Consider the following 16,144-nt stretch of genomic DNA (forward strand, 5'->3'; position numbering starts at 1 on the left):
GGCTCTTTTTTATATTCTCGGATTGGCTTTAACAGCAGTGATATTCATTAAAGGAGTTCCTTGAGTATTTAGATTTATAGTATAACCAGTTATCATATACATACCCATGATTTCTGTTTCTTCATCTTCTACATAAATTAATGTATTAGGTTCTAAAGAGTACACAGGTAAGACAGATAAAGTAATAACATCAGCAGTGTTTGTTCTTTGGTAAATTAAGTTTCTAATTGTTGAGAAGCAATCTACTGCGCCATCTACTGTGAACATATCACCTAGTTTTGAATCACGAATATTGAATAAGTCATTAAAGACATCAATTCTATGAGAACCAAATGTATATTCACCTTTATATACAGTTTGTTCTGCTACAGCTACGATAACATCTGTATTGGCATTAAAAGTAAATTGAGTCCATTTGTTTCCTTGTCCATAAAACCATTGACCTTTATCGTTATGTTTAATCAAAGCAAAGTGATTCGAACTTCCACTTCCTGGACATCTTGAGTTTTTATTTAAGATGAAAGCAAGAAAAGCATATTCTGTAAAATCATCTTTGTTGGAGTCTTCATTTTGATAGTACCAAGGTGCTTGAATTTGACTTGTAGTAGTTTGAGTATAAGTTACTTTTGTAATGGGATGTTTATAAGTATAGTTTGTGATGAAAATATTTGCATCTTTTTCATTTCCTACTCCATCTTCATTAGTTAAGAAACTTCCTTCAAATTTACCCCCAACATTTACAGAAAAACCTCCACCAGTAAATTGATAAGCATATTTTAATTCTTGTAATTTAGCTGGATCGCCAGTAATATTAACATAAGGTACTCTACCTTTATCTTCTCCTGTTAGAGCTTCTGGTAAGAATAGTTGGTCGTTAATATCTTTAATTACAGCGTAAGCTTGACTTTGTGCTTTAAGGTCGTCTAAGATACTGTCTCCACCCAATTCAGCCAACTCAGTTTCTGTTACAACTACCATCTCTGTTGGGTTAGTTCTAAATAATGTTGTTGCCATTTCAGAATGAGCCGTTTCTTGACGTTTACCAATTAATGCAATAGAATATTTTCCTAATGCAGTTTTAGTATCAATTAAATCTAAGTAATACGACCAGAATGCTGGATCCCCAACAGCAGTGAAAATTGGGTTCGAATAATCTAATTGCTCAGTTTCGGTTTCTGTGCTTGCCGATTGAGAAATTGGATAACCTGCTAACCATGGTTCACCGATGTAAATGTTAGCTGGATTAAAAATTCCTGTGTTAGGATTATATGAAGTTTTATCGGCACTTGCAGTGTATTTAAAAATCATACTCTCACATTCTTGACCCCATCTAGGTAGAATCCAAGGGCTTGCTCCACCATAGATATTTCTAATATAGTAGTTTTTCAAACCTAAAGCTACTTGCCAAGGAATTTTATCTAGTGGAACATCTACATATACAGGGCTTTTTCCTTTTACAGCTTCTCTAAATTCAAATGGAACTGTATTTGTTAGAGGATTGTATGGTTCTCTTTGTACTCCATCTTTTTGAATAAAGCTCATTTGTGGTGAAGCAGCATTAAAATCTTTTGCTACACCAATAAACCATTCTTTAATTTCTCTAATTTCAGGCCTATCATCAATAGCAATCTCTAAGATTTGTCCAGTACTACTTGTTACAACAAAGTCATTTTTGATATTTGTATAAGTAGGATTGTTGTCATATCTAGTGATTGTTTTTTTATTTGAAAAATCATAAGTAAATGGAAGTCCTAAATAGTTAGGAATAAAGTCTTCCATATTTAATTCATAAGAAAAGTATCCTAAACCTTCATCTTCATCTGGATCAAATGTTTGGTTAATATAATTAGGAATTGGTTGGAAAATTAAATCACCTTTACGAGTATAGAAATATTCATGGGTGTTACTCAAAGCTTCAACTATATCATCAAATACCGATGTAACTGTTTCACCAACATCTTTCATATAAGGTTCAATATTACTTGAGTTAGATGCAATAGGATCAAGAGGTCCAAAGCGTCTTAGTTTATATAAACGCTCATTTTTAGAAAATTTAATTTCTGTTTCTGGAATTGTTGGACTCCAAGCTCTAGTAATAATTCTTTCACCATCAACTTGAGCTGGTGCATTAACATGAATAAATGTATCTTTCAAACCACCAACAGATTTTACTTGAGTATATTCTTGAATGTAATCTGGTACTGAATCTACTACTACTTTAGCTGGATCTTCATTACCAAACAAAATAGCAGTGTTTAAAAAGATTTCTCTCCAAGGCATTGATACAGTAGTACCATTAACACGTTGAGTAAATGAAATTGGTGTAGTTAATTTACCACCGAGCGTTCCATTTAACATGCTCATTTTATCTTGTGCAGAAATAGTTAATTGAGTTGACTCAGTTGTATGAGATAATGTAGGTTCTGTTAGCACAAATATCCCCATAGGAAACCAAATAATTTTATCTTCACGATACATGGTCGTCAAGTTTTCTAGTCCTATGAAAAGATTTATTTTTACACCTGGGGTTAAATAGGATATAATTTTAACATTCTCTCTATCTCTTGTTGAAAAAGTTAAACTTAAATTACGTCTAACATTACTACTTCCATCGGCACCATAAGTACCATTTCTAACAATACCTTGTATTTCTCGTAAAACTCTTTCTTGCCAATCTAATGCTTGAATTTTTACGTGTACAATACGTTGGTTATGTTCAAAAAGAGTTTCTAAAAAACTCGTAGGATATTCTTTATCTAAAATTTCTAATTCATCTGTATTCATTTTATCGCTCCTTCTTCTCGGTTTCTTTAGAATATAAAAAAGCCAGAAGGAAAACTTCCGGCTTTTGATTCATTACAATGGACTTGCTGACATTGCTTCACGTAATAGGTCTTCTTTTGTAAGTTCACCCTTACGTAAAAGATAACGTTGCAAGGTTTCTTCTGTTACATAACCCATTTGAGTCATTTGACACTCAAAGTCTGCTACTAAACCATATAAAGATTCAACTGGCGTAACTTTAATATCACTAATCTCAACCAACAAGTTTCCTTGGGCTTCTGATTTAAGGATTTTAAGTTTGCCATCTGATAGCCAATCAAGAATTTTGTTACGCCATGCTCTTTGCATAACCATTCCATCTTGCATTTCTTCAAGGTCGTTCTTCATGTTGAGTTTCATTTCATCCCCATATTTCAATTCTACCTTACCGATAGGAATAGTAGGGTCAGGAGATATAGCGGTCGTATAATTTTGAGCTGTTAATAAATTATGCACATCTTGATGATATGTTAATTTACCACTAAACTGGAATTTATAATAATCTAACTCTGAAGATCTTACTGAATAAGGAAACTGACCTGCGATAGTTTCGATATAATCTCTAGGTTTAACTCTATCCATTGTACCAATTTTACCATCGTAGATAAATGAGAATTGTTTATCCTCTTCTCCCAATAGCCAGAAGCCTTCAAAAGTTGTTACAACATCATAGAAAGTAGTAATGGCACCTTTTACACCATTTGCTAATATAGGTTGCAATGCATATCTATAATAGTTCCCGTTCTCTACGAAGTAGTCATAAAGCACAGCTTCTTGCATTGTTGAAGCCTTAATTCTGGTAACTTCTTGCCATTTAAGTAATCCTTCTCCTAGTACAGAACGAAGTACAGCAATTTCAGAAATTACTTGTGATTTATCAATTAAACCATCAAGCATTGGCATTTCAATTTGTCCTGCGTTTAAATCTAAAGTTACTTCTTCTTCATTTAAGTTCCATCCAGTGTCGTTCATGCCGAACTCAGCTTTCATACGATTGGCTGCAGCTGCAACAGTTCTATCTCCAACTGTTAAATATGAAACTCGAATATAAGCTGCGTCTATAAATGATTCATTTCTATATAAGAAAGAGAAATTAAATCTCTTTTTAGTATTTGTTTTATTGAAGAATCGTGGCGAGTCTTTAGTCATTAAAAACTTTTTGTTTTCATCAAAGAACTCTACTCTGATATACATTCCACCAGATGTAGTTGTTTCTTCCATATCAAAAGCAGCATTGATATATGTGTTTGACATAATAGGAAGTTTCAGTTTAGCAAATTGAGATACTCCAACTCTTCCACTTGTCTCACCCTTAATGATTTGGAAAGAATTTCCTGTCTTTTGTTCAATAATCTGAACAGAAGATTTAGGCATTTCTTTAGCTCGTGCGTCGTATAAACTAGTCCACCCAGTTGCGCTCCAATACAAAGGTTCGAAATCTGGTTTAGTTGTATCAACCCAAATCTTTGTTACGTCTGTTGGGGCAGTTACTGCATAAACCCAAGCAGAAGGTGAATCTGTTTCTTTTTCAAAAACTGTTACCCAGTTAGTTGTTTGCATAGTTGTTAATGCAGTGTTTTGAAGAATGTTAAAATTCCCGTTATTGTAATCTCCTGCATTAATAAAATCTGTTTGAATCTCAGTCACTCCTGAAGTCCAGTCATACTTCTGTCCATCCCAACCTGGATCGGCTTCCATTTGTCCTCTTTCTAAATAGATGCTTTTTGCAGATACATTTTGTAATTCAATATTAGAAAGGTAGCTATTCCCCGCTTGAGGAATAGCTGGTGATGTTGTTAAAACAGGAAGATATAACTGTAATTCTTTTTCAGAGTAATCTGCTCTAATTCCTGGAATTGGAATAGCCATACAGCATTACTCCCTTCCTTGTAGAGTAGCAAGCTCTCCATCGAATGACATTACAGGTGCGATGAAATCATCTGGGATTCCTTCATTAACCCATAAGTATCCCATTGCCGAAGGACCTGGGTTTACTTCGCCAAATATAACTGGCGCTCCTAGTCCTTGCTCTGCTCCTAATGTTGCAATTTCAGATTGAAGCCATAAACTCCATTCATTTAATTGGTCTGCTAATTGTTGAGCAACAGCTGAGATTAACTCATAGTTTCCATCTGCCGCTTCCATTGAGTTGCGTAAGTATTCTTGTGTTGTTCTAATTGAATCTGCCATTAGATTATAGTCATCTTCTGTCAAGACATAATCTCTAATACGAACCATAAGGTCTTTAAGAGTAGTTAAATCTTGGTGAGAGGCATTGTTTGAAGCAACACTTGCTAATAAAGTATAGTATTGTCTCAAATCAGATTCAAGTTGTCCACCAGCAGGGACACTAGAATACTCAATTAATTTAAGCTGGTCTACATTAGTAGGGAATTTAGAAGGTCCAAGCGAAGCTGGAGGATCAACCTCCAGACGACGAGGAACCGAAATTTTAATTTCTTGATAAGCCATAGTTTTTCTCCTTTACTCTATATTTTGCCAGAACGAGAAGATGCTGCTGCAATATAAGCTTCTTCTGCAACTAATACACCACGTTCATCTGCTGTAATAACGTAAGGAATCTTATCTCCATTTACGTCTGCGACTGGCAAGAAGTCTGGTGCTAGTCCTTCTGTAACAATGTACATATTCGTACCAGTTGACATACTAGATACACTTCCTTCTAGGTAGGTAGATGTAAATCTGTCCAGATTTCTACTTGTTTCGGCAGCATTTAATTGACGAACAATTAATCTTAGCTGTCCATGCTCACAAGTAAAGTAAATATAATACTGTCCATCTTCTGTTATCTTTTCCCAATCTCCTAGTTTTCGATTGAAGTCTGTAAAGTATGCTTTGTAAGTTTGTGTTAGAATTAAAGTTTTTCTTCCCAATTCTAAACCATAAACTTTTTTAACTAATCTAAACTCATTTAAATACATTGGTTTGATATATTTCCCAATTTCATAGTTATATATACAATCCTCTTCTTTTAATTGTACGACCCCATAAGTTGTTACTGTTGGTTTTGCTAAGATTTTTCTGTAGCTGTCATAAAAATAAATAGGACGAAGATACTCTGATGGATCTTTTTCATGAGAGATTTCAGTTGTAAATTCACCGTTAATTGTAATGGTAGTTTTCCACATGATTCCTCGTTCATCTTCTAAATAAAAGAATGTATGAGAACTTGGAATATTAGTTGGTGTAGTTGCCACACTACCCATTATAGCTGGTTGAGAACCTACACCTTGTACTGGAATCATCGAATCCAAATAAGTTTGGTAAGTTTCGCCAGTTGGTGATTCAATAACTGGGTTAATTACAATATCTTCAAGATATGGAATATTTTCCTCTTCCTTTTCTGGCCCAAGAGGCATAGAATGAGCATACATCGAATACTCTTCTTGAATAGGATTGTGAATAGTTAAGCTGGGCCCAGTTAATCTAAAGAAGTATTCATTAGGATGTTCTTCTAGGTCTGCAATAGGTTTAATTCCAGTTAGAATCATTTCTCCTGAAATATTTCCCTCTTTACTATATAAGTCAATTCCTTGTTCCACAGTTGCTTTACCATTAATTTGAGCGAAGTCGAAGTTAACTGGATCTATATCAAAGTTAGCTCTAGGCCCCCAAGTTAATGGAGTTTCTGCTTTTAAGACTACCTTCGCACGAGCATTATCATGATCGTTAATAATCTTAATATCTCCTTTGAATAGACTGCCTTCAAAGCTGGTCTCAACGTGATAGGTAAACGTTTTTCTTAGATTCCAAATAGTTTGAATATCTAATTCAACGATATATTTCTGATTGTTTTCTAATTCAACAACGTTTTGCCATCGAATTTCTAGGTTACTAGCCTCTTGTCCAATGACCCATCCGCTAGTGTCAACAAAGAGTTCTTTTTCAATTCCATAAGCTCTATAAATATTAATTCTATATGCTTTTAAGTAATTGGGCGTATTATTATTTCTTATATTCTCTTCTATACTTGAACCAACAAATTCATATATAGGAGAAAAAATATTGTTTCCATCAAATTGTAATTCATAATTTGCTTTGGAAACAGGTGCCACTCTTGTTATAGTAGACCATTCAGATAGACCTTTTTGGACTAGGTTCCCGCCAAAGTAATTAGCCGTATCAATGTTTTCATATTTCTTGGTGTCTTCATTGTAGGCTTGCATATGACCTTTACCATAGTCGCCAGTAGAAGATAGCCAATCATTTGTGAACATAACTTGTACTTTATATTTCGTGTCTTTTGGAGCACCCGATAAAGTAAATACTTCATGACGAATCTTAATAAAGAATTGTCCTTGTTCATCTACTTGTAAAATTGGTAGTGTGCTGTTATATCCAGCGGGCTGCAAGATACTTTTACTAGGATCTTTTAAATCGTTATATTCTGCAAAAGGATTTCTAAATGGTAAGAATCCATCTAAATATCCCCCAGTACCAGGAAATAACGAATTTTTTTCTGTTTCAGAATTTCTGATTCTAATAAAACCACCTTTGAAGTCGCTTGGCTTATTACCGACACTTGGTTCTAAATATAAAGTCCAAGTATCGGATGCTTTGCCAAGTTCAAAGGCAGGTATATCAATAGGCAGCTTAGGAGGATATAGTATTGAATAATAGATAGATGCCATTTATATTTCCTCCTTTTACTCTACTAATTCCCAATCTAAAATGCTAAATTCTCCCGCAGAAGAAGCTTTAGCTCTTAGAGTTTTTCCTTTATAAGGATTTTCTACATAAACCGTTAATGTAGGTCTCGAAATACTAATTTCTGATGCAGGTCCGCCATATACGGCTATAGCTGCCTTACCATTTTTATTTAAGAATTGATTTACAAAATCAGTGTCAATACTTGTTTGCCAAGTTAGGTGAGAAAAACTGTTTGTTGTATAATCATTTTTCTTAGCTGACTCACGTGTAGGTTGTACTACGTTACCATCTAAATAAGTTTGTGTTTTTGCTAATGTAGTAGTTCCTAGTGGTTGTGATAAAATCTCAATATTGAATCGAGAAATTGTTTTCTCTAATTCTTCTTTACCTGAGTTTTCAAATAAAAGAGTTAGATAATCAGCAACATCAAATTGAGTATAAGTTTGAGCAATGTTTTCTCCAGTAGCTTTTACTCCTTCTTGTTGCGCACCGTTAATAATGTTATTTAATACAGAATTTGGTACACCTTCTTTTGCTGTTGCTTCTGCAAATGTTAGAATTGTTTTACGACTGTTATCGAATACAATTTTCTTAACAGGAACTTCGATCTTAACATCTGGGGCGTTCATAGGAACAAGCCATGTAACACCTTCACTATAATCATTAGGTTGATTATTTTCTGGTTCAGTTCTAACTAAAGTTAATCGTGGTGCTTCTAAATCAGAATCATCTACACCGATTGAGTAATTAAAGCCAGTTGTTTCTGATTTAACTGTTGGACGAGCACCAATTAATGCTAACAATTCTGTTGTATGAGGCATCATTACTGCTAATTCTTGTAGAATGTCATTCCATTCACTTAAATCTCCTGGCACACTGTCTAATAAATTTAAAATAGCAATCTCTTCTGAAGCTAAAGCCATCAAAGCAGGATGTTCAGCAAGAATTTCGTCTAAGGCTGTACCTCCAGTTGCGATTTTATTTAAAGTTTCTTTTTCGATATTATCTACAAAACGACGATCAGATTCTTCACTGACCATAGAAGCTGTAGTCCATGGGAATAATGTTTCTCCCTTATGATTAATAAAAGCGGTTTTTTTATAACCTTCCATTTCCTTTTCCTCCTTTGTTCAACTCTAAAAACATTGAAAATGGGAGTCCAGCAATTATTAAGCTACACCCCCATATTGTTCTTTTTTGTCCTAGCCTAAATCATCTAAAGGATAGGTAATTAACTGTCCGTTCGTACCAACTTTGATTTTATACATCCCATCGAAGGTTTTAATAGTAGCAGTTTGAACTCCTTCTATATCGACCTCTCTAGTGTATAATTGTTTAATATTACCTTCGTGATAAACCCAAACTCCCCAATTAGTTCCTTGAGAGTCCCGTAGTACGAAAAGAAAAGATTCATTATTATTCAAAAATAATTCCTCCTCCTACATCGGCACCAGGACTTAATTCATCCCCGTTAAAGAACTTATCTAATTCATCGGGGATTTCTACTTGTCTTACAAGAGAAACTAAGGCATTCCTTGTACCAAAGTTATATTTATCTAATTCATTATCAAAATAAATCTCGATATTGTTTCCATTCGTTGTTTCTAAATTATTAGATACTACTACTACTTCTCGATTAAGATCAGGATTGGTAGGAATCTCTATCTTAATAAGTGACCCAATAGGCAGTAAATCAGGATGGGCGAAGGCCGCAGCCCCACTCTTCATTATTACCCCTTCTGCTTGGAATGGTTCATCACTTACGATAGCACGACCTATTACTTGCGTCTCGATTGTTTGACCTTTACTAAAGTCAACTTCGGTCGTAACAAGCGTTTCTAATTCGACAGAAACTTCTGCATAAGCCGAAGCTAATGTTATCCATTCATCCTTAGTAGGAGATACTAAGCCAAATCGGTTTTCAATCGCATAAATAGGAACTACTTGATCAATCGCATAAGTTTTATTCTTACCACCTTCATATATCTGTTTAGACATAGCAGAAGGTCCGTCTAAAACCTTAACAGGAATTTTAATTCTTGCAGTTCCAATAGAAGCATCAACGGTAGGTAATTCAGCAATTTGGATACTTGTTGAGTGCATTGGTACCCACATTTCTACTCCATCATCTGCTAAATCAGCCACAAGACTTGATTGAGCAGCCGTTACAGAAAATGGCGTTGCATCAGAGATCGCTTGTGCAGAAACACTTTTTGCATTTTGCATTGCAACGCCTACTTTACCAACAATTTTAAGTGAGTTAGTACCAACTTCTGCCACACGATATACTTCTCCTGTTGGGAGACGTTTTACTGAATATCCACCAATATCTTGGCTATAAGCATTTGTTGCGCCAGTTATGGCTAAGGCATAAGTACCTTTTGTACTTACCGTTGGTTTTGAAGCATTATTGTTATTTTGTGAGGCATTGTAATCTGCATCACTAAAAATACGTCTTGCTGCATATAAGCCTGGAATTTGGTTTGCTGTAATAATAGCTACCCCTGCAGATGTACCACAGTGGACTACTTTTGCAGTTGGGCCTTGGCCACTAATTACTAACCCCACGTGGGTTGGTGGTGGAGCGTTATATGTTTTCTCCCAGAATACCAGGTCTCCTGCTCTCATTTGTGAGATAGAAACTGATTTACCAGAAGCAACCTGTGCCCAAGTGTTTGCACCAATGTCTCGTTTAGTTACCTTACGAACTACATATTGAGTAAATGATGAGCAGTCAGCATAACCACCAGGATAGATCTCATATCTTCGTTCCATACTATATTTTAACTTACCTTCCCAAGAAACGGCTTCTTTAATTACATCTTTAATTACACCTTCTCCTCCTGGGATCAAACCAGATGAACTACCTCCCCCACTTGAAGATCCATCTCCATAATCAGGATTCGTAATCGCATCTTCCCCTCCAACTTTAACAGCTTCTGTTACAGCTAAGAAAGAAGAATATGCGATAGCATTATAGTACCAAGCTTGTGGTTCAATAACTCCATCAACTAGGTAAGCAGGCCATATATTCTTGGTTGGAAGATTATAAATTCTAGCTATCTCTGCAGCTACTAGTGTAAGATTTTGTAGCGTACTTGTAGGTATTTCATTTACATTTGTATTAATAACCCCAATAGAGATAGTGGCATTGTTAGGATTGCCAAGTCCTGTGACTAATCTCTGTCCTGTTCTATCTGCATGGTATACTCCTTCGTTTAAAGGAACAGTTGCGATAGCAGAAGATTTATCTACAATAACATGGAAGCCCATTTTTTTACCTTGATAACCTGAGTTTAAGGTATTCCTAAATGCGGCTGCTGTTGCATTTGTTTGAATTTCATGAATAACAATACCTTTAATACTACTTAATTTTAGTTTAGGTCGTGTTGTACTATTTTCTTTTATATAATCTTCTTGGAATGTCTTGTATTGTCCATCACCTGAACCACTACCACCGCCAGAACCTCCTAGTTCAGAAGGGTCGAAAGTACCACCTGTACCTCCTGCGATAGCATCTTTATCCCATTTATCTAGTCCATATGTTTCAATCATTTTAATTACATCAGCAGCATATGATGGACTTGTTGCATATACTCTACCGATTAGCGTAATTTGTGTTCTATAACTTTGCGTTGCAAATGCTGATGCTGGATAATAACCACTTTTACGTAAGTTATTAGCATAGTCAACTACACTTGCATTCCAGTTTGGATATTTTCTGAAAGCAGCATTAATATAATACAGCGAACCTCCGGCAGTATATTCAGCAGTTCTCATTGTTACTGAAGCTCCATTATAGGAACCTTTCATACCAAAAAGGTTATTTGCTGATTTAGTTAAGCCAGATTCTCCCCAACCCGATTCTATTGCAGCTTGAGCCGCACAGACCGAAGGAAGAACTCTATATGTACGCCAGTTATAATATGCTCCTGCTTTTAATTTACCGAAAAAATTAGCTGGTGTCATTATTTTGCCTCCATTCCTCAATTCTCTTTAAGATAAAAAAAAGCACTGCCTAATGACAGTGCCTTGATTTAACGTCAGATTTTTTGAACATATTTACGATTAGCAGTTAACAAGAAACCAGATTCAGTAATCAGTCTTGGTAGACCGCTTGAAGTAGTCTTGATACCTTTAATCTTAAATACTGTTCCTGCTGGGTAGTAACCACCATATTTAGAGTTACCTGTCCAGTTTACATCATTAGGAGCACGTAAACCGTCAGCTTTTAACAATTTAACTTTTCCTGGGTTAGTAGTATAATAGTCTTTGCTATAATCTTTCTTACCAGAATTAGTATTTGTTGTTGAGCTTCCACCAGAAACTTTTTGTAAGTCTTGAGCTAGTACCCAAGAATTAATTCCTGATAACAAGAAGGCGTATTTAGAGTTAGATTGATTAACTTCTTTAACATCTTTAACTGTATAAGTTGAGCCTTTCACAAACGAAGCAATAGGTTGTCCTGTTTGATAGCGAGTTGCTTTACTTAATACTTTAACTTTGTCGCCTTTGTTATATTTAGTTGTGTTTTTAACTGTTGTACTAGGTTTACTAGGTTTGCTAGTATTTGTGCTTCCGCCAGTAGAACCAGATAATTTTTCACCTGTAATAGCTTCAACCATTTCTTTAGCAACAGCATCGATATTTTTAACCAATTTTTGCATATCAGTTTTATTTGTGATAAATGCTAATTCAATTAAACGATAGCTAATTCCACGACGTGCATAAACATTTAAGTTTAATAGGTCGCTACGATAGCTAATTCCTTTAGAACCTTTAACAGATCCCCACCAACCAACATACTTATTAACTACTTGAGCAATCGCTAAGTCATATTTATCAGCTGAGAAACTTTTACTTACGATAACATGTCCACCTGTTGCTGATGAGCCTGCTGCATCTAAATGAAATTCTGATACAGAAGCATAGCTTGTAGAAGTTGTATAAGCACCTCTACCAGCTTGTGTTTGGTAGTACATGTTTAAAGATTTATCATAAAAATCGATACTATTCTTTTTAAGTTGTTTAGCGTATTTTTCTAAGTGAGGCCCTAAAGTATAGCGAGTGAAATTTCTTTCCTCATAGCCATTACCTCCGGCACCTGGGTCTTGTTGGCCATGTCCATAAACGATTAAATGTTTAGCCATTATTCTTCACCTTCCACTTTTTTAATACCTTCGTTTACACCTTCATCATATGTCTTCATAGCAATAGCTCCACCGACCATACCAGCCACCATAGAACCAATCCAAGGGATTGTTGACATTCCAAATGCTGGTAGGATGAAAGGAATTGCTAATCCTAGTAGCCCACCTACGGCAATAGCGATAAGTGGCATAAAACGTCCATCTGCTACGAAAGGTTTAACTACTTTTTGCAATAGCCAAAACACTACTGGTGATAAAGCAGTACCTGTAGCTAATAAAACTGTCACTAATTGTGCGATATCTTCTGGATTCATATTATCATCCTCCTTCTCTTAATTAATTAAATAAGGGTGAACTTGGGTTAAGGTAATTAACCCAAGTTTTCTTCTAATTGAGTACAAAGTAAATCATATAAATAAGCTTGATTACCCGATAAAGGTTTATCATATTCATCTAAACCTGTTAAAAGAGCTTCCATTAATGGAAGATATTCTTCAATAGAGATAGAACAATCTTCTAAAGATAACTCTTGCATCTCTTGCATGAAAGAAACATTTGCTTCATCAGATTTAAACACAACGTAAATCCCAGGTTGACCATCTTCTCGTTCAACTCTTTTAGTTTTAACATTTCCATCTTCATCATATTCTGCATATTGCTTCATAATATCTTGTTCTTCTTCCATAACTTCTTCTCTCTTTTGCTCCAAGAGAGTGAGTAATCTGTTGCGGCCTCTCGACGCTGCTCTATATAACTCTACTCCTCCAAGGAACTCTTCTAATAGAGGTAATTCATGTTTTTTAAAAGTAATCATATAACGCTCTCCTTTTCTCTTTTCGGTATAATACCATTATACACTATTTATTCGTTTTTGTCAAGACTAATTTCTTGAATTTCTTTTAGACTTTTAGCTTTCTCTATCTTTTCTAATTCTTTAGCTTGTAGTTTTTTAATATTTTCTTCATACAAAAAACTTAATAACCACAATTCGGTAATATTAATTTTAGACACTTCCATAGTGACTTCATTACCATCTTTATCTAAAAAATCAAAAGTTGCAGAATCGATTAGTCCACTTGTGGATAATTCATAGACTTTATTTAAGTAAGCCTTGTTGTCGTTATTATAAGGGTATATAAATTTATCATCTTCAAGGTCAATTATAAAGCCTTCAGATAACTTCTCTGACATTGATTTTTTTAGTTTGTATCTACGAGATTCTTTTGCATCAATTAATGCTTTAGTTTCATCATAAATTAATTCTCCATTTTCATAACGATACTTCCTAATTCCATTTAGGACTTCTTCTTCTGCTTCGATTGGAACACTATTTTCTTCTTCGTTAGAACCCCAACCAGTGCAAAACCCATCTTCATCTAAAAATAAATATGCTTTCATATAATCAACTCCTTAAAATGCTAATACTTGTCGAAGAACAACGTCTTTTGAACCACCAGTTTGACTATTTACTGCATGTCCATTTATAGCAGTTCCTGTACAATAAATATATTTATTACCATAGTCATTATCTGTATTAGGTATATGAAGACGAATACCCCCACCAGAGTTAAATGTCTTATGAATAAAACTATAATACCAATCATATCCATTGGCAGTACCTGTATCTGAATCATAGTCAGACCAAAGTAGCACCCATCCATTTGGACAATCGCTTAATTTTATTTTTGGCGTAATATTCGAGTTAGCAACAGGATATGACTGTCCACTCCATAAAACTTGTGTGGTATCCATGATTACAGGAACTCCGTTTAAATAACCAGTGCCGTCCATGATTCTGAAATTATCCCAGCCATCTCGTGTTGTTATAACTCCATCTTCTGGAATTATAGTATTACTTTGTGGGAATAGCAATCCCTCTCCATCATTATTGGCTGGATCTTTCCCTCCACGAGTTGCTCCAATCCAAATACCGTTAATACCAACTAAGTCTGAGTTGTTGAAATCTATACCTCCACCTTGTGAAGCATATAAGTCTGGAGAAAGCTTTACTCGTCCATTCATACCTAACATTAAGTTACCGTTAAAGTAACTGTCTCCTTCAACATCGAGTACGCCTTGTTCACGAATTTTACCAATTCCGACACCTTTATCCTCTACCATTGAGAACATTGTGAAAGCAGTTGGAATAGTTACTGTTGCTGTAACAGTATTAAACTTATCACTAATAGTATACACGAAATCATAAGAACTGTCAACAGCAATATTTTTTACTAAAAGATTTGCGAAAGATGTACCTGTTTGTGCTACAGTATATACGGTATCTGCTGATTTTTTGTAAGAAACAGTTGTAGTCATTGTGTTTTTATCTGAGCCACCAACAACTAAAGAACTTACACTACCCGCACGAACAACCATTACATTGGCTCCTCTTTGACTTTCAACTCCAGCATCAGTCGCACGATAACCATCAAAAAGCGTAATTTTAGGAGAATCATAAGCTAATACTGGAATTGTAGTATCCCTTGAAGCCGTTCTACCACGAGAATCTGTAACCCTAACTGTTACTGTTTTTGTACCAGATGAAATGGAAGTTCTACCAAAATCAAAGATATAGCTATTAGAACTACTTGAATAACTCTTCCCATCAACTGTGTATTGATAACTATTTATTGTAGAACCTTGATTTCCCGCTGCACTAGCTGTTATTCTTACTTTACTCATACCTTGAATATAAGTAGTTGTTACTCCTAGAGCATTACTTACCGTTGTATTCGTTTCTACACAAGCAACTGAAGATACACTTGGCGTTACAGAGGATGGAACTCTAATTGTAAAACTAGCACTCTTAGAGCCTATCGAAGAACTACCATTTTTTGTGGTTACTGTTAATGTACCACTTGTAGATGAAGCGTTTGGTATTTTACTAGCCCAAGAGAGTGGAATATTAATTGATTTAGTTCCTCCGGCCGATCCACCGGAAATATTTGTAGTTGTCGTATTACCAGCAATGGTAACCTTACAATCATAGTTAAAGCTAGAAACTGTGCCCGATAAAGTAAAATTCAGGTTACTACCATAGTTAAAACCACTATTTGTTACACTTACCCCTGCTGCTCTTGGGATAGTATTTAATGTTGCACTACCACTGGCTGTTTTATTCCCATGGAATACACCAGAAAGTGTAGCATTTATATTGAATGTTGTACTAAAGTTAAAGCTTTTTGTACCATCTGAGTTATGTCCTACAGAAAAGCTTTGTGTTGTCAATAATTTTTTTTGATAGGCGCTCAAGTTTGAGCTTGCCGTAAAACTTTTTGTTGTTCCATTAACTGTAACAGAACCATTATTTTGGGCAGGCGCATTAATTGCAGAATACGCATCCATACCTTGTAAATAAACCTTCGCTGTGACATTAGATGTATTTGATCCAATATTTTGTGTAGCAGACCATTCAATTACAAGTCTATGTCGATGGAAGGAAGTATAAGCTGAACCGCTTAGTGCCATGTTTACCCTCTCCTTTTTCTCATTGTCTATTT

12 protein-coding genes are annotated in these 16,144 nt (G+C 35.2%); all 12 read right to left on the reverse strand.

The genetic code is table 11. From position 1 onward, the window contains the following. Positions 1 to 9: 9 nt before the first annotated feature. The 12 genes from ABS916_RS09335 to ABS916_RS09390 all read right to left on the reverse strand — a co-directional run bounded on the left by ABS916_RS09335 (position 10) and on the right by ABS916_RS09390 (position 16,112). Positions 10 to 2,784, reverse strand: coding sequence for a hypothetical protein (locus tag ABS916_RS09335; RefSeq protein ID WP_350451637.1), 2,775 nt, complete (start codon positions 2,782 to 2,784; stop codon positions 10 to 12). Between the two features lie 72 nt (positions 2,785 to 2,856). Then, positions 2,857 to 4,692 (reverse strand): hypothetical protein, encoded by a 1,836-nt coding sequence (locus ABS916_RS09340; RefSeq protein WP_350451638.1) that lies wholly within the window; start codon positions 4,690 to 4,692, stop codon positions 2,857 to 2,859. A gap of 6 nt (positions 4,693 to 4,698) precedes the next feature. Further along, on the reverse strand, positions 4,699 to 5,295 hold the full coding sequence (locus ABS916_RS09345; RefSeq protein WP_350451639.1) for a hypothetical protein: 597 nt from the start codon (positions 5,293 to 5,295) through the stop codon (positions 4,699 to 4,701). Positions 5,296 to 5,312: 17 nt separating this feature from the next. Further along, positions 5,313 to 7,475 carry a hypothetical protein gene (locus tag ABS916_RS09350; protein ID WP_350451640.1) on the reverse strand — a complete coding sequence of 721 codons (2,163 nt, stop codon included), beginning with the start codon at positions 7,473 to 7,475 and terminating at the stop codon, positions 5,313 to 5,315. A 15-nt stretch (positions 7,476 to 7,490) separates the two neighbouring features. Continuing rightward, a complete protein-coding gene (locus ABS916_RS09355; protein ID WP_350451641.1) occupies positions 7,491 to 8,606 on the reverse strand; it encodes a hypothetical protein in 1,116 nt (371 codons plus the stop codon). Positions 8,607 to 8,696: 90 nt separating this feature from the next. Next, entirely contained in the window at positions 8,697 to 8,918 is a 222-nt protein-coding gene (locus ABS916_RS09360) for a hypothetical protein (protein WP_350451642.1), read from the reverse strand. After that, positions 8,911 to 11,463 carry a glucosaminidase domain-containing protein gene (locus ABS916_RS09365; RefSeq protein WP_350451643.1) on the reverse strand — a complete coding sequence of 851 codons (2,553 nt, stop codon included), beginning with the start codon at positions 11,461 to 11,463 and terminating at the stop codon, positions 8,911 to 8,913. The genes ABS916_RS09360 and ABS916_RS09365 overlap by 8 nt, the downstream gene beginning before the upstream one ends. Before the next feature lie 74 nt (positions 11,464 to 11,537). Beyond that, entirely contained in the window at positions 11,538 to 12,644 is a 1,107-nt protein-coding gene (locus ABS916_RS09370) for an N-acetylmuramoyl-L-alanine amidase (protein WP_350451644.1), read from the reverse strand. Next, positions 12,644 to 12,958, reverse strand: a complete 315-nt coding sequence (locus ABS916_RS09375; protein ID WP_350451645.1) for a hypothetical protein — start codon at positions 12,956 to 12,958, stop codon at positions 12,644 to 12,646. Before ABS916_RS09375 ends, ABS916_RS09370 begins: the two co-directional genes overlap by 1 nt. A gap of 56 nt (positions 12,959 to 13,014) precedes the next feature. Next, positions 13,015 to 13,458 (reverse strand): hypothetical protein, encoded by a 444-nt coding sequence (locus ABS916_RS09380; protein ID WP_350451646.1) that lies wholly within the window; start codon positions 13,456 to 13,458, stop codon positions 13,015 to 13,017. A gap of 47 nt (positions 13,459 to 13,505) precedes the next feature. Next, a complete protein-coding gene (locus ABS916_RS09385; RefSeq protein WP_350451647.1) occupies positions 13,506 to 14,042 on the reverse strand; it encodes a hypothetical protein in 537 nt (178 codons plus the stop codon). A 12-nt stretch (positions 14,043 to 14,054) separates the two neighbouring features. Continuing rightward, positions 14,055 to 16,112, reverse strand: a complete 2,058-nt coding sequence (locus ABS916_RS09390; RefSeq protein WP_350451648.1) for a DUF859 family phage minor structural protein — start codon at positions 16,110 to 16,112, stop codon at positions 14,055 to 14,057. Positions 16,113 to 16,144 lie beyond the last annotated feature (32 nt).

Source organism: Carnobacterium sp. (genome assembly GCF_040274945.1).
Taxonomy (GTDB): Bacteria; Bacillota; Bacilli; order Lactobacillales; family Carnobacteriaceae; genus Carnobacterium_B.

Bases quoted from the DNA above. Each gene is read 5' to 3' on its own strand.
- ABS916_RS09375 (WP_350451645.1), bottom strand. From the start codon at position 12,958: ATGAATCCAGAAGATATCGCACAATTAGTGACAGTTTTATTAGCTACA.
- ABS916_RS09335 (WP_350451637.1), bottom strand. From the start codon at position 2,784: ATGAATACAGATGAATTAGAAATTTTAGATAAAGAATATCCTACGAGT.
- ABS916_RS09340 (WP_350451638.1), bottom strand. From the start codon at position 4,692: ATGGCTATTCCAATTCCAGGAATTAGAGCAGATTACTCTGAAAAAGAA.
- ABS916_RS09365 (WP_350451643.1), bottom strand. From the start codon at position 11,463: ATGACACCAGCTAATTTTTTCGGTAAATTAAAAGCAGGAGCATATTAT.
- ABS916_RS09370 (WP_350451644.1), bottom strand. From the start codon at position 12,644: ATGGCTAAACATTTAATCGTTTATGGACATGGCCAACAAGACCCAGGT.
- ABS916_RS09350 (WP_350451640.1), bottom strand. From the start codon at position 7,475: ATGGCATCTATCTATTATTCAATACTATATCCTCCTAAGCTGCCTATT.
- ABS916_RS09355 (WP_350451641.1), bottom strand. From the start codon at position 8,606: ATGGAAGGTTATAAAAAAACCGCTTTTATTAATCATAAGGGAGAAACA.
- ABS916_RS09390 (WP_350451648.1), bottom strand. From the start codon at position 16,112: ATGGCACTAAGCGGTTCAGCTTATACTTCCTTCCATCGACATAGACTT.
- ABS916_RS09345 (WP_350451639.1), bottom strand. From the start codon at position 5,295: ATGGCTTATCAAGAAATTAAAATTTCGGTTCCTCGTCGTCTGGAGGTT.
- ABS916_RS09385 (WP_350451647.1), bottom strand. From the start codon at position 14,042: ATGAAAGCATATTTATTTTTAGATGAAGATGGGTTTTGCACTGGTTGG.
- ABS916_RS09380 (WP_350451646.1), bottom strand. From the start codon at position 13,458: ATGATTACTTTTAAAAAACATGAATTACCTCTATTAGAAGAGTTCCTT.